The organism is Rhizobium sp. PAMB 3182, assembly GCF_052908355.1.
In genome coordinates, this window is sequence record NZ_CM128607.1 from 2,140,708 (window position 1) to 2,155,763 (window position 15,056).

Annotated in this window: 8 protein-coding genes; 7 read left to right on the forward strand and 1 reads right to left on the reverse strand. The window is 64.2% G+C overall.

The window, feature by feature from the left end:
* Nucleotides 1-89 precede the first annotated feature (89 nt).
* The 7 genes from ahcY (at nucleotide 90) to trxA (ending at nucleotide 13,622) form a co-directional block, all read left to right on the forward strand.
* Nucleotides 90-1,490: an adenosylhomocysteinase gene (gene ahcY / locus ACU5AZ_RS10545; RefSeq protein ID WP_446822341.1), complete on the forward strand. Its 1,401-nt coding sequence runs from the start codon at nucleotides 90-92 to the stop codon at nucleotides 1,488-1,490.
* 142 nt (nucleotides 1,491-1,632) lie between these two features.
* Entirely contained in the window at nucleotides 1,633-4,254 is a 2,622-nt protein-coding gene (locus ACU5AZ_RS10550) for an ATP-binding protein (RefSeq protein WP_446822342.1), read from the forward strand.
* Nucleotides 4,241-5,749: a tRNA (adenosine(37)-N6)-threonylcarbamoyltransferase complex ATPase subunit type 1 TsaE gene (tsaE, locus tag ACU5AZ_RS10555; RefSeq protein ID WP_446822343.1), complete on the forward strand. Its 1,509-nt coding sequence runs from the start codon at nucleotides 4,241-4,243 to the stop codon at nucleotides 5,747-5,749. Before ACU5AZ_RS10550 ends, tsaE begins: the two co-directional genes overlap by 14 nt.
* Complete coding sequence (locus ACU5AZ_RS10560; RefSeq protein WP_446822344.1) at nucleotides 5,746-6,489, forward strand: nucleotidyltransferase family protein; 744 nt, start codon at nucleotides 5,746-5,748, stop codon at nucleotides 6,487-6,489. Before tsaE ends, ACU5AZ_RS10560 begins: the two co-directional genes overlap by 4 nt.
* A 4-nt stretch (nucleotides 6,490-6,493) precedes the next feature.
* Nucleotides 6,494-9,688 (forward strand): double-strand break repair protein AddB, encoded by a 3,195-nt coding sequence (addB, locus tag ACU5AZ_RS10565; RefSeq protein ID WP_446822345.1) that lies wholly within the window; start codon nucleotides 6,494-6,496, stop codon nucleotides 9,686-9,688.
* Nucleotides 9,675-13,226 (forward strand): double-strand break repair helicase AddA, encoded by a 3,552-nt coding sequence (gene addA, locus ACU5AZ_RS10570; RefSeq protein WP_446822346.1) that lies wholly within the window; start codon nucleotides 9,675-9,677, stop codon nucleotides 13,224-13,226. Before addB ends, addA begins: the two co-directional genes overlap by 14 nt.
* Before the next feature lie 75 nt (nucleotides 13,227-13,301).
* Nucleotides 13,302-13,622, forward strand: coding sequence for a thioredoxin (gene trxA, locus ACU5AZ_RS10575; RefSeq protein ID WP_261928301.1), 321 nt, complete (start codon nucleotides 13,302-13,304; stop codon nucleotides 13,620-13,622).
* Between the two features lie 72 nt (nucleotides 13,623-13,694).
* Here trxA and ACU5AZ_RS10580 read toward each other — a convergent pair whose 3' ends face one another.
* Nucleotides 13,695-15,038, reverse strand: a complete 1,344-nt coding sequence (locus ACU5AZ_RS10580) for a bifunctional folylpolyglutamate synthase/dihydrofolate synthase (RefSeq protein WP_446822347.1) — start codon at nucleotides 15,036-15,038, stop codon at nucleotides 13,695-13,697.
* Between the last annotated feature and the right edge of the window lie 18 nt (nucleotides 15,039-15,056).

The following is a 15,056-nucleotide window of genomic DNA, read 5'->3' on the forward strand; positions in this document are numbered from 1 at the left end:
GGAACAAATTCGTATTGATACGTGAGTTGGAGAGCCGGCCTTTCGCTGCCGCATATGCGGTCGTGCCGCCTCAGGACCAGGAGACTTAGATGAGCACGGAAAAAGACTATATCGTCGCGGACATCGCGCTTGCCGATTTCGGCCGCAAGGAACTCGACATCGCAGAAACCGAAATGCCCGGCCTGATGGCCTGCCGCGAGGAATTCGGCGTATCGAAGCCGCTGAAGGGCGCGCGGATCTCCGGTTCGCTGCACATGACCATCCAGACCGCCGTCCTGATCGAGACGCTGGTCGCCCTTGGCGCCGAAGTGCGCTGGGCCTCGTGCAACATCTTCTCGACCCAAGACCATGCCGCCGCCGCAATCGCCGCGACCGGCATTCCGGTCTTCGCCGTCAAGGGTGAGACGCTCGAGGAATACTGGACCTACACCGACAAGATCTTCCAGTGGACCGATGGCGGTCTCTCCAACATGATCCTCGACGATGGCGGCGACGCCACCATGTACATCCTGCTCGGTGCCCGCGCCGAAGCCGGCGAGGACGTGCTGTCGAACCCGCATTCGGAAGAAGAGGAAGTTCTCTTCGCCCAGATCAAGAAGCGCATGCAGGCTTCGCCGGGCTGGTTCACCAAGCAGCGTGACGCGATCCGCGGCGTGACCGAAGAAACCACCACCGGCGTCAACCGCCTGTACCAGCTGTCGAAGAAGGGCCTCCTGCCCTTCCCGGCGATCAACGTCAACGACAGCGTCACCAAGTCGAAGTTCGACAACAAGTACGGCTGCAAGGAATCGCTGGTTGACGGCATCCGCCGCGCCACCGACGTGATGATGGCCGGCAAGGTTGCCGTTGTCTGCGGCTACGGCGACGTCGGCAAGGGTTCGGCCGCCTCGCTGCGCGGTGCCGGCGCCCGCGTCAAGGTGACGGAAATCGACCCGATCTGCGCCCTGCAGGCCGCCATGGACGGTTATGAAGTCGTTCAGCTGGAAGACGTCGTCTCCAGCGCCGACATCTTCATCACCACCACCGGCAACAAGGACGTCATCCGCGTCGACCACATGCGGGCGATGAAGGACATGGCGATTGTCGGCAATATCGGTCACTTCGACAACGAGATTCAGGTCGCCGGCCTCCGGAACCTGAAGTGGACCAACATCAAGCCGCAGGTGGACATGATCGAGTTCCCCGCCGGCAACCGCATGATCCTTCTGTCCGAAGGCCGCCTGCTGAACCTCGGCAACGCCACGGGCCATCCGTCCTTCGTCATGTCGGCCTCGTTCACCAACCAGGTGCTGGGCCAGATCGAGCTTTTCGCCAAGAGCGACAACTACGAAAACCAGGTCTATGTGCTGCCGAAGCACCTCGACGAGAAGGTCGCGCGCCTCCATCTCGACAAGCTTGGCGTCAAGCTGACCGAACTTTCCGACGAGCAGGCGAGCTATATCGGAGTGACCACGGCCGGTCCGTTCAAGTCCGATCACTACAGATACTGATCACCGTACCAGAATACACTACATTTAGTTGCCGCGGCCGGATTTCCGGCCGCGGCTTCTTTTTTTGACCTTCGGCTTCCCGCCGATTCTGAGAGGCAGTATTGTGATTTCGTAATGATTCGCCCCATTTCGGCACAGGGAAATGGTGTGGCGAGGGGATGTCTTGTCGACAGGCGGCGCGAAGGACGGAGACGGACCAGGAATGGACGTAATCTTATCAGGCCAGGACAAACGGCCTGACGACAGCGGCAGCACACCCGCCGGGGACGCAGGGCGGTTGCAGCCGGCAAAACAGCACAAGGCTCGTTTCTTCAGGAAAGCCCTGCTTTCCGGCACGGCGCTTTTCGCTGCCGGCGGATCTGCGTTTGCGCAGGGCGCCACGGAAGCGACCGGCCACGCCGCGCGTTTCTCCTCTCCGGAAGTCGTCGTCTTCTCGCTCGTCATCGGCGCGATCTCCGCGGCCATGCTCTCCACGCTCTGGTTCGTCCGGCAGAAGGGCAACATGGAGACCGAGAACCGGGAAATCCGTTCGGCGCTTTCCGATGCCAAGCAGCGGCTGTCGCGCTTCGAAGCGCTGATCGCCGACAAGAACCGGCGGATCGTGATCTGGGACGGTCCCGGCGAGCGCCCGGAAGTGCTCGGGCAATTGCCGGCAAAGACCGGCGCACCGGAGCAGGAACGCGAATTTCTGGCCTTTGGCCGCTGGCTGAAGCCGGACGCGGCGCTGCAGTTCGAGCGCGCGCTCGAAGCCCTGCGCGAAAAGGCGCACAGCTTCGATCTGGTGGTCGAAACCCAGCGCGGCGAAGTCCTGGAAACGCAGGGCCGCGTGTCCGGCGGCCGGGCATTCGTCCGCTTCGTCGCACTCAACAATCTGCGCGCCGAGCTCGCCGAGCTTTCCGTCGAGCGCGAACGTCTCGTCGCTTCCATCACCACGTTCCAGAGCCTGCTCGATTCGGTCGATTTCCCCGCCTGGCAGCGCGACAATGACGGCCGCCTTGTCTGGGTCAACCACGCCTATGCCGAAGCCGTCGACGCCACTTCGCCACAGCAGGCGATCGACGAAAGCCGCGAAGTCCTGAGCACCGTCACACGCGAAAAGATCCGCTCCAGCACAACCATCGATTCGCCCTTCCATGGCCGCGTCTCGACCGTCGTCAACGGCAACCGGACCTTCTTCGACGTCGTCGACGTGAAGGTGCAGGGCGGCACGGCCGGCATCGCCGCAGACGTGTCCGGCGAGGAAGCGGCGCGCGAAGAGCTGAAGCGGACGCTGAAGGCGCATTCCGAGACGCTCGACCAGCTGGCGACCCCGGTCGCGATCTTCGACGGCGACCGGCGCCTGCAGTTCTACAACCAGGCCTTCGTCCAGCTCTGGGGCCTCGATATCGCCTTCCTCGAATCCAAGCCGGACCATGGCGACCTCCTGGAACGCCTGCGCGCCGCCGACAAGCTGCCGGAGCAGCTCGGCTGGAAAGCCTGGAAGGAAGCGGCTCTGTCCGTCTACCAGTCGCTCGATACACAGTCGCACCTCTGGTATCTGCCGAGCGGCCAGACGCTGCGCGTGATTGCGACGACGCACCCGCAGGGCGGCGCGACCTGGGTGTTCGAGAACCTGACCGAGCAGGTCAACCTGGAAACCCGCTACAACACGCTGGTCCGGGTGCAGGGCGAAACCATCGACCATCTGGCCGAAGGCGTCGCAGTGTTCGGGCCGGACGGCAAGATCCGGCTGTCCAACCCGGCCTTTCGCGCGCTCTGGGCGATCACCGAGGCGCAGGCCGCGCCCGGGACCCATATCCGCGCCATCGAGGATGCCTGCGCGCAGTCCTATGATGGTGTCGACGGCTGGCGCCGCTTCTCCCACATGATCACCAGCTTCGAGGACGAACGGCCGTCGCTGCAGGGCACGCTGGAACTGCATTCCGGGCTGGTCCTCGACTACGCCGTCATACCGCTGCCGAACGCGCAGACGATGCTGACCTTCGTCAACGTCACCGACAGCGTGAGGGCCGAGCGGGCACTGACCGAGAAGAACGAAGCCCTGCGCAAGGCCGACCAGCTGAAGAACGACTTCGTCCAGCACGTCTCCTACGAGCTGCGCACGCCGCTGACCAATATCATGGGCTTCACGGATCTCCTGAAGACGCCCGAGATCGGCGGCCTCAACGAGCGGCAGGCAAGCTATATCGACCATATCTCGACCTCGTCGTCGCTGCTCCTTACCATCGTCAACGACATTCTCGATCTTGCCACGGTCGATGCCGGCATCATGGAACTGCATATGGCGGACATCGACATCAGCCAGCTTCTGGACGAGGTGTCGGAACACATCGCAGAGCGCCTGCAGGAGAGCGGCGTAACGCTGGCCGTCAGCGCCGAACCCGGTATCGGGACTCTCGTTGCCGACCGCCAGCGGCTGAAGCAGATCATGCTGAAGCTTCTCGCAAATGCCGCCAACTTCGCGCCCGATGGCTCGGAGATCGCATTGCATTGCTGGCGCGACAACGGCGATCTGGTCTTCACCGTCAAGGACAATGGCCCCGGCATCCCGCCGGAAATGATCAAGGCGGTCTTCAACCGCTTCCAGACGAGTGCCCGCACCGGCAAGCGCAGCGGCGCGGGACTTGGCCTGTCGATCGTCGAGAGCTTCGTCAACCTGCACCACGGCTCGGTCTCCATCGACTGCCCGGACGGCAAGGGAACGACGGTGACCTGCCGCATTCCCTCCGGAAAACGTTCGGAAGAAACACTTGCAGCCGAGTGAGGCCCCCTTCACACTTCACCTCGCCGACGAAAGTCGGACGATCCTTTTCGGCGAGGATCTGGCGCTTGCGCTGAAGGCCGGCGACTGCCTGGCGCTACACGGCGATCTCGGCAGCGGTAAATCGACACTGTCGCGCGCCCTGATCCGTGCCATGGCGGACGATCCGGCGCTTGAGGTGCCGAGCCCCACCTTCACGCTGGTCCAGAACTACCGAACCCGGATTCCGATCGCCCATTTCGACCTTTACCGGATCGGCGATCCTGACGAACTCTTCGAACTCGGCCTAGAAGAGGCGCTCGAAGACGGCATCGCCCTTGTCGAATGGCCGGAAATGGCCGGCGGCAATCTGCCGGAGACGGCCATTCACCTGACGCTTTCGCACGAGGGAAGCGGCCGCGCCGTCAGCATCACCGGTTCCGACAAGACGATGAGCCGGATTCGCCGTGTCATGCAGATCCGCGAATTCCTTTGCCAGCACGGTCACGGCAGCGCGCGAAGACGGTTCCTGAGTGGCGACGCCTCCATCTTTCGCGCCTACGAGATCATCCATCCGGAGGATGGCGAGCCGCAGGTGCTGATGGACTGGCCGAAGCCTCCACTCGGGCCGCCGGTTCTCGACGGCAAGCCCTACGCCGAAGTCGCGCATCTCGCCACCGACGCACTGCCCTTCATCGCCATCGGCAATGCGCTGCACGCGGCAGGGTTCTCGACGCCGGAGATCAGGGCAGCGGACAGAAACAGCGGCATCCTGATCATGGAAGATCTCGGGCGCGACGGCGTTCTCGACGAGGCGGGCGCGCCTATCGAAGAGCGCTACATGGAAAGCGCCGCCTGCCTGGCACGCCTTCATGACCAGGCCTTTCAGCGGGATATTGCCGTGGGCGACACCGTCTACCGGGTGCCGGATTTCGATCCGACCGCCATGAAGATCGAGGTCAGCCTGCTTCCCGACTGGCATATGCCGTGGAAGAGCGGTCATCCGCTGGATGCGGCGCGCCGCGACGAATATTTCGCCATCTGGGACGAACTGATCGAGATCCTGCAGGCCGCGGAAAAACATCTGCTCTTGCGCGATTTTCACTCGCCCAACATCATCTGGCTTGCCGACCGCGCCGGCACCGACCGGGTGGGCATCATCGACTTCCAGGACGCCATGATCGGCCCGACCGCCTATGACGTCGCCTCACTGGTGCAGGACGCGCGCGTCGACATGTCGCCGGACTTGAGCGATCGCCTGCTGAAGCATTATCTCTTGCTTCGCACCTCCACCTCCTTCGACGAGGCGAATTTCCGGACTGCCTTTGCGATCATGGCGGCGCAACGCAACTGCAAGCTCGCCGGCATCTGGGTGCGCCTCCTGCAGCGCGACGGCAAACCGTATTACATGAAGCACATGCCGCGAACGCTCTCCTACCTCAATTCCGTGTTCAGGCATCCGGCGCTCCAGCGGCTGAAGGCATGGTGCCTGGATGCCGGAATGGAGCTCGAACCATGAGCGCGGCGCCGATCCGCAATGCCATGGTGCTTGCGGCCGGGCTCGGCACGCGCATGCGACCGATCACCGAGACGATCCCGAAGCCGCTGGTGAAGATCGCCGGCACGCCGATGATCGACTATGTGCTGGACAGGCTCGTCGGAGCCGGCGTGGAAAAGGCCGTCGTCAACGTCCATCACCACGCCGGCCAGATGGAAGGCCATCTCCGCGGCCGCACGGACGTCGAGATCGTCATTTCGGACGAACGCGAGCGGCTGATGAATTCCGGCGGCGGATTGAAGAAGGGCCTGCAGCTCCTCGACAAGGCCGCACCCGTCTTCGTCATGAATGCCGACCTCTTCTGGGTCGTTCCGCCCGGAACAGACGACCGCAATCTTGTCCGGCTGGCCGGTTTCTTCGACCCGGAGCGCATGGACATGGCGCTTCTCTGCGTGAAGATCGAGGACACGACCGGCCACAACGGCAAGAACGATTTCGACCTTGCCGCCGATGGGCGCCTGACGCGTCACCGCGAGGGTGGCGAGACGCCCGTCGTCTATGCCGGCGCTATTGCCATGCGGCCCTCGCTGCTGGATGATGCGCCGGAAGACGCCTTCAACCTGAACATCTATTTCGACAGGGCCATCGCCAAGGGCCGGCTATACGGCCTCATTCTCGATGGCCACTGGCTGACGGTCGGAACGCCCGAAGCCATTGCGGAGGCGGAGGACGCAATCCGGCGCATCGCCGGCGGAAACTGAAGACATGGCCGAACGACATCGTCAGCACATACTTACGATTCCGCCCGGTCTGCCGTTTCTCCGAACCCTCGCCCGAGCCTTGTGCGACGGCTCCCTGGTCGAGAGTTTCCGCTACGATCCGGCCGATCCGCTGGCCCTGTCGCGCGTCACCATCTTCCTGCCGACGCGGCGCGCCGCGCGCGTGCTGCGCTCCGAATTCGTCGACCTGCTCGGCGGCAAGTCCGCCATCCTGCCGGTCATCCGTCCGCTCGGCGAAACGGACGACGACACCGGCTTCTTTGACGAGACGGTTCCCGACCGGCTGGACCTCGATCCGCCGATTCCCGGCACCGCCCGGCTTCTGGAACTTGCGCGGCTCATCCTGTCCTGGCGCAACCGGCTGCCGGAAGTCATCCGCGACATCCATTCCGATTCGTCGCTCGTCGCTCCGGCTAGCCCGGCGGACGCCATCTGGCTCGCCCGCGATCTCGCCGAACTGATCGATTCGGTCGAAACGGAAGAGCGGGACTGGGACGACCTCAAGAAGCTCAATGCCGAAGACTATGCCCATTGGTGGCAACTGACGCTCGAGTTCCTGAAGATCGCCTCGGCGTTCTGGCCGGCGCGCCTGCAGGAACTCAGTCTGTCCTCCCCTGCCCGCCACCGCAACGCGATCCTCCGGGGCGAAGCCGAGCGGCTGGCGAGCGCAAGACACGAAGGACCGGTGATCGTTGCCGGATCGACGGGCTCGCTGCCGGCGACGGCCGAACTGATCGCCACGGTGGCCAGGTTGCCGGAGGGCGCCGTCGTGCTGCCCGGCCTCGATACCTCCATGGACGAGGACATCTGGCAGGGTCTGACGCCGGCCGCCGACGATCCGCGTTTCCAGGATCCGACGTTGCGCGGACATCCGCAATATGGTCTCGCGCTGCTTCTCTCGCGGCTCGGAACGGCCCGTTCGGAAGTCATCGCGCTTGCGGGTTCCGAGGAACCGCTTGCGCTGCGCCAGAGGCTGATCTCGCAAGCAATGACGCCGGCATCGGCGACTGACCGCTGGGCAAGCTGGCAGGAGGACATTGCAACAGAACAGACGGCTGCAGCCTTTGCCGATGTCAGCCTGATCGAAGCACAGAACGAGCGCGAGGAGGCAACCGCAATCGCCATTTCCCTGCGGCTGGCGCTGGAGGAGCCCGGCGTCCATGGCGAGAGCCAGGCGGCACTGATCACGCCGGACCGCACACTTGCCCGCCGCGTCGTCTCCGAACTCGCCCGCTTCGGCATCACGGCGGACGATTCGGCCGGAACGCCGCTTTCGCAGACCCCGCAAGGGACATTGCTGCGTCTGGTCCTCGAAACCACGCTTCGCCCCGGTGACCCGGTGGCGATCGCCTCCCTGCTCAAGCATCCGCTCCTCCGCCTGCAGATGCCTTCCGCCCGGCTGGCGCTGGCCGTCAGGGCGCTCGAGGCGATCGCGCTGCGCGGCGGTCTTGGAGAATGCGATATCGCCTTGCTCGGCCCGCTGCTTGCCAAGCGGCTGGAGGAACAGAAAGCCGACCGGCACCGTCAGCAATGGCGCCGCTCCATTCCGCGGCAGGCGATCGAAGATGCGGCGATCGCCGCGGAGAAACTGGCCGAGGCCGTCGAACCGCTGGCGAGCGCTTTCCTGCGGCGCGGGAAGGAGCGCGGGCTGAGCGATCGCTTCACGCTGTCCGCCTGGGCGGAGCGGACCGGGTCGGTGCTCGAAAATATCTGCCGCGACGAGACAGGCGATCTTGCGGCCCTCTGGACCGGCGAAGCGGGACAGGCGCTTGCCAATCTTCTCGGCGAAGTGATCGAGGCGCAGGGCCAGCTGGAGGCCAGCGGGCCGCAATGGATCGATATAGCCGACGCGCTGACGGCCGGTTCGGCTGTCAAGCCGCAGGCCATGAGCCATCCGCGCGTCTTCATCTTCGGCACGCTGGAAGCTCGCCTGCAGAGCGTCGACACGCTTGTGCTCGGTGGTCTGAACGAAGGGTCCTGGCCGGCGGAAAGCGCCAACAATCCGTTCCTGTCGCGCACCATGAAGACCGGGATGGGCCTGGAGCCGCCCGAACGGCGGCTCGGCCAGCACGCCCATGATTTCGAGATGGCGAACGGCACCCGCAAGCTGATCTATTCCCGCTCGGCCCGCCAGGGCTCGGCGCCGACCGTGCCGTCGCGGTGGCTGCAACGCCTGAAGGCGCTTCTCGGGCCGGACGTGATCCGGGACATGCGTGAGCGCGGCGACCGGTTCCGCGACTGGGCCGGCGCGATCGACACCGGCGAGAAGCAGATGCTCGTACCCCGGCCGGAGCCGAAGCCACCCGCCGACATGCAGCCGGTGCGCTATTCCTTCTCCGAGGTCTCACGGCTCCGGCGCGATCCCTATTCGATCTATGCCCACCGCATCCTGAAACTCGATCCCGTCGATCCCTTCAACGCCGATCCGGGTGCGGCCGAACGCGGCACGCTCTACCATGCGATCATCGACGCCTTCACCAAATCGGGTACGAAAGCCGGAACGGCCGAGGCGGAAAGCGTGATGGAAAGGCTGATCTCCGAGCATTTCGACTGGGAAGAACTCCCGCCGCATATCGATGCCGTCTGGCGGCCCCGGTTTCGCGAGGTCGCCCACGCCTTCCTGAAATGGGAAGCTACGCGACAAACCGAAATCGCCCGAACCGTCACCGAAGTCGGGGCGGCGATGCAATATGCGCCGGCCGGCATCACCATTACCGGCATCGCCGACCGGATCGACATCAAGGGCCCCGGCCACGCCGACATCATCGATTACAAGACTGGCTCCAATCCGAGCCCTTCGCAGGCGCGCGCCCTTCTCGATCCGCAGCTGGCGCTGGAGGCTGCGGCACTTCGGGCCGGCGCGTTCAGGGATGTGGAGCCGCTGACGGCCGAAAACCTCCTCTATGTGCGGCTGCGGCCCGGCGATCGCTTCGATGTCCAGCAGGTCAACAACGAGCTCAGCACCCGCGACCCGGCGAAGGCGAAATCCGCCGAACAGCTGGCCGACGAGGCCCTGCACCAGCTCGGCAATTTCGTCTCCGTGCTGCGATCCGGCGAGCGCGGGTTCGTGTCGCGGCTGCTGCCCTTCAGCCAGAACGACTATGGCGGCGAGTACGACCATCTGGCCCGCGTGGCGGAATGGTCGACCGCCGAGGGCCAGGGGGAGGATGGCGATGAGTGAGCATCTGCCTGATCATCCCGATACGCCGGCCGGCTGGCTCGACTGGACGACCGCGCAACAGTCGGCTGCGGCCGATCCGGGCCGTTCCGCCTGGGTTTCGGCTAATGCGGGCTCCGGCAAGACGCATGTCCTGACACAAAGGGTGATCCGCCTGCTGCTGGCGGGCGCACGCCCCTCCTCCATCCTGTGCCTGACCTATACGAAGGCGGCGGCATCAGAAATGTCCAACCGCGTGTTCGAGCGGCTGGGCGCCTGGGCGACGCTGAATGACGAGGAGCTTGCATCACGGATCGAAAAGATCGAGGGCGCCCGGCCGGACCGGATCAAGCTGGCGCTCGCCCGACAGCTCTTCGCCCGCGCGCTGGAAACGCCTGGCGGCCTGAAGATCCAGACCATCCATGCCTTCTGCGAGGCGTTGCTGCACCAGTTTCCGCTGGAAGCCAACGTCGCCGGCCATTTCTCCGTCCTTGACGACCGGGCCGCGAGCGTGCTGCTCGCCGATGCGCGGCGCGCGATGCTGACGGCGGCTTCGTCTGAAGAGGACGCAGAGCTTGCCGAGGCCTTCGCCTATGTTCTCTCGGTCGGTGACGAATTCGGTCTCGACACGCTGCTCGGCGAGATCGTCGCCAACCGGATCGCCATCGCCAATTTCGTCGCTGTCGCCGGACCGACGCCCGAGGACGCGCTGCGCCGGGCCTTCCAAATTGCCGAGAACGAGACGGAAGCCGATCTCCTTGCCGGTTTCTGGCCGCTTGCCGGCCTTTCGGGCGCAAGCCTCAGCCTCTACATCGACATCGCCCGTGAAGTCGGCGGGGCAAAGGCCGGCGAGATCGCCGATCTGCTGGCGAGCGCCGTCAAGACCACCGATCCTGCCGAACGCATAGACCTCATGGAAGCAGCCCTCCTGAAGAAGGACGGCGATCCGAAGGCGATGAGCACGCTTGCCACCAAGAAGATGCTGGCCGCTGCACCACATCTCGAAACTGCAATCACCGAGGCCATCGGCCATCTGGTCGACTGCCGCGACCGGCTGAAACGCTTCAGGCTTTTCCAGGCAACGCGCGCGGCGCTCATCCTCGCGACCCGGCTGCTCGGCGACTACGAGGACCTGAAGAAGGAGCGCAGCCTTCTCGACTTCGAGGACCTGATCAACCGGGCGGCGGCGCTTCTGACCAAGAGCCAGATCAGCGCCTGGATCCACTACAAGCTCGACCAGGGCATCGACCATATTCTCGTCGACGAGGCGCAGGACACCAGCCCGATCCAGTGGCAGGTCATCCGCTCGCTGAGCGACGATTTCTTTTCCGGCGAAACGTCCCGGCCCGGAACGCGAACGCTGTTTGCGGTGGGCGATGAAAAGCAGTCGATCTACTCCTTCCAGGGCGCAAGACCGGAACGCTTTGCCGCCGAGCGGACCTTCACCCAGAAGCGGGTGACGGCGAGCGGGGGAGTCTTTTCCGGCATCCGCCTGCCCCTGTCCTTCCGCTCGACCGAAGATGTGCTGTCGGCAGTCGACCAGGTATTTTCGCTGGCTGAGAACGCCCGCGGTCTTGCCGCCGACGGCGACGACATCATTCACCGCTCCAACCGCAGTGGCCATCCCGGCGCCGTCGATCTGTGGGAGATGATCGGCACCGAGGCGATGCTCAGGGAAGACGACTGGACCGCGCCGTTCGATTCGACGCCCGAGAACGCGCCACCCGCCATTCTGGCCCGCCGAATCGCCCACCATATCGGACAACTGGTTTCCGACGGCACGATCATAGAGGACGGCAAGGCGCGCGGAATCAGGCCGGGGGATATCCTGATCCTGGTGCGCAAGCGCGACGGCTTCGTCAACGCGCTGACGCGGCTTCTGAAATCCCCCTACAACATTCCTGTCGCCGGTGCCGACCGGCTGCGGCTGACCAGCCACATTGCCATCCAGGACCTGATGGCGCTCGGACGCTTCGCACTGCTGCCCGAGGACGATCTTTCGCTTGCCGCCCTGTTGAAGAGCCCCCTCTTCAATCTCGGCGAGGCCGACGTCTTCGACATCTGCGGCCTGCGGGCGGAGAACCAGAGCGCCTGGAGCGAATTGAAGCGACGCGCGGCGGACGGTGACGGACGGCTGGAGACTGTTCGAGACAGCCTCTTGACCCATATCGCGGCCGCAAATCGGCTGTCAGTGCACGATTTCTATGCGCAGGTGCTCGCCGCGCATGGCGGACGACGAAAGTTTCTTGCCCGTCTCGGCACCGAAGTCAGCGACATTCTCGACGAGTTCCTGACCTTCGCGCTCGACCAGGAACAGAATGGCCTTCCCGGATTGCAGGCGTTTCTGTCGACGCTCGAGCTCGAAGCGCCGGAGGTCAAGCGCGAACAGGACAAGGGCCGCGACGAGGTGCGGATCATGACCGTGCACGCCTCCAAGGGCCTGGAGGCACCGATCGTCTTTCTCGTCGACGGCGGTTCGGCGGCCTTCAGCCACAGCCATCTCTCCAAGTTCCGGATGATCGATACGCCGGACAGCGCCGCACCCGTGCCGGTCTGGGCCGCAACGAAGGATGTCGGCAATTCGCTGACCGAGGAAGACGGCGAGCGGGCCAAGGCGGCCGCCGAGGAGGAATACCGGCGGCTGCTCTATGTCGGCATGACCCGGGCGGCCGACCGGCTGATCGTCTGCGGCTATCGCGGCATCCGCCAGAACCCCGGCATCTGGCATGAAATGATCTCGAATGCATTGTCGACGGATGACAGCCGATGCCGGGAAACGGAATTCATCGGACCGGATGGTGCCACATGGAACGGCTACTCCTGGCGCGCGGCCGCGCCCAAGCGGACCTTCGACAGGGCGGACGAGCAGCAGAAGGCGGAACGCACCCGCGACCTTCCGGCAGCGCTTTCCCGCCCCCTGCCGCCGATAAAGGCACTCCCGCGGCCGCTCAGTCCATCAGGGACAGGTTCGGTCATCGACGCCGAAACGGGCGACGCCCCGGTGCTGTCGCCGCTCTTCGGCAACCGGCCCGCCGAAAACCACGCGCTGGAAAAGGGACGCATCCAGCACCGGCTGATGCAGGTCCTTCCCGGACTGGAGCCATCGGAACGGCGGACGGCGGCCATCCGTTATCTCGAGCGCGCGGCCGGACACTGGGATGACGAGGAGCGAGACAGGACGGTCGAGAAAATTCTCGCCGTGATCGACCATCCCGGCATTGCCGCAGCATTTGCTGCTTCGGCCCAGGTAGAAGTCTCGATCATGGGCACGCTGTCGCTGAATGGCCGTGAATATTCGGTCTCCGGGCGCATCGACCGCCTGGCCGTCGATGGCGATACGGTGATCATCATCGACTACAAGACCAACCGGGTCGTACCCGAATCGATCGACACGGTTTCGCCCGCCTATATCGCCCAGCTCGCCATCTATCGTGAAATCCTGGCGCCGCTCTACCCGGGCAAGCGCTTCGAATGCGCGCTGGTCTACACGGAAGAGGCAGTTATCCACGTGATCCCGAGCGAGAAGCTGGCCTCCGCCCTTGCGGAGCTCAAGACAAAGTGAAAGATCGGGGATTGAAATTTCGGGCCCACAGGGTCACATGTGTACCAACATATTCCCTTTGATAAGGAGAGCCACATGGCTACCGTGAAAGTTGACAGCGCCAATTTCGAAGCCGAAGTCCTGCAGTCGGCAGAGCCCGTAATCGTCGATTTCTGGGCGGAATGGTGCGGCCCGTGCAAGATGATCGCTCCGAGCCTTGAAGAGCTTTCGGTCGAATTCGCCGGCAAGGTGAAGGTCGCCAAGCTCAACATCGACGAAAACCCGGAACTGGCCGCCCAGTTCGGCGTGCGCTCCATTCCGACGCTCGCCATGTTCAAGGGTGGCGAAGTGGCCGACATCAAGGTTGGCGCCGCCCCGAAGACCGCCCTTACGAGCTGGATTTCCAGCGCCGCGTAAGGCGACCGCATTTTAAAACATGAGAAAAGCCCGGTTTTCGCCGGGCTTTTTCTTTGCCGATTTTTTGCGAGTTCAGGTCGGAGGAGTACCGTTTTCGGCGAGCACGTCGCCGACGAGATAGAGCGAGCCACCGATCAGAATCCGCGGCGGCGGCGCATCAGGCCGCAGATGCTGCTTCATCATCTCCAAGGCCTCGGAAACCGACGCTGTAGGGCTCGACAGAAGACCCGCCTCACCCGCGGCATCCGCCAGCACGACCGGATCGATGCGCGCGTCGGTGCCGAAGATCGGCACGGTGAAGACGTGCTCGGCCAGATCCTCGAAGGCGCGGAAATAGCCGACCGGATCCTTGGTGTTGATCATGCCGGCGATCAGGAACAAGGGCCGCGGCTGGCGTTCCTCGAAATTGGCCACGGCTTCGGCGATAACTTCGCCGGCGCCCGGATTATGGCCGCCGTCGACCCAGATTTCCGAACCCGCCGGAGCCTTGTCGAAAAGCGCGCCGCTGGTCAGGTGCTGCAGGCGGCCCGGCCAGCTGACCGACTGCATCGCCTGCTCAATGTTGCCATCTGTCAGCGTAAAGCCTGCCGCTTTCACGGCTCTTATGGCGGCGGCGGCATTGGCATACTGATGCCGGCCCGGAAGACGCGGCAACGGCAGATCGACGAGCCCGAATTCGTCCTGGTAGATCAGCCGGCCGTATTCCTCATAGGCAACATAGTCCTGGCCATAGGCGGCTGTCGGGCAATGCAGCCGCTCCGCCGTCGACAGCAGAACATCCAGAGCTTCATCGTGCTGCTGCTGGCCGATGACGACGGGGCAGCGCCGCTTCATGATACCGGCCTTTTCGGCGGCGATCAGTTCGACGCGATCGCCGAGATAGGCCTGGTGATCGAGCGAAATCGGCATGATGACGGAAACGGCCGGTTCGGGAATGACGTTGGTCGCGTCGAACCGCCCACCGAGGCCGACTTCAACGATGGCGACATCCGCCGGCGCTTCGGAAAACAGCACGAACATCACCGCGGTCAGGATCTCGAATACCGTGATCGTCTCGCCGCGATTGGCCTCGCCGACCCGACGGATCGCATCCGCAAAGACCGCATCCTCGACCAGGCGGCCGCTACCGCCCTTCACGCCGATGCGGTAGCGCTCATGCCAGTGGACGAGGTGCGGTGATGTATGGACGTGAACGCTGAGGCCGGCTGCCTCCAGCAGCGCCCTCGCGAATGCCGTGACCGATCCCTTGCCGTTGGTGCCGGCGACATGGATCACCGGCGGCATCTTGAGATGGGGATTGCCGAGCCGATCCAGCAGGCGCGTGATCCGATCAAGGGACAGATCGAATCCCTTGGGATGCAGCGCCATCAGCTTGTTGATTTCGTTCTCGGCTTCACTCCGCACGGATTGGTCCATGAAATCTCATCCAATGAT

Coding starts and splice junctions, on each gene's coding strand:
- ACU5AZ_RS10580 (WP_446822347.1), bottom strand. CDS start 15,038: ATGGACCAATCCGTGCGGAGTGAAGCCGAGAACGAAATCAACAAGCTG.
- addB (WP_446822345.1), top strand. CDS start 6,494: ATGGCCGAACGACATCGTCAGCACATACTTACGATTCCGCCCGGTCTG.
- addA (WP_446822346.1), top strand. CDS start 9,675: ATGGCGATGAGTGAGCATCTGCCTGATCATCCCGATACGCCGGCCGGC.
- ACU5AZ_RS10550 (WP_446822342.1), top strand. CDS start 1,633: ATGGTGTGGCGAGGGGATGTCTTGTCGACAGGCGGCGCGAAGGACGGA.
- ahcY (WP_446822341.1), top strand. CDS start 90: ATGAGCACGGAAAAAGACTATATCGTCGCGGACATCGCGCTTGCCGAT.
- ACU5AZ_RS10560 (WP_446822344.1), top strand. CDS start 5,746: ATGAGCGCGGCGCCGATCCGCAATGCCATGGTGCTTGCGGCCGGGCTC.
- trxA (WP_261928301.1), top strand. CDS start 13,302: ATGGCTACCGTGAAAGTTGACAGCGCCAATTTCGAAGCCGAAGTCCTG.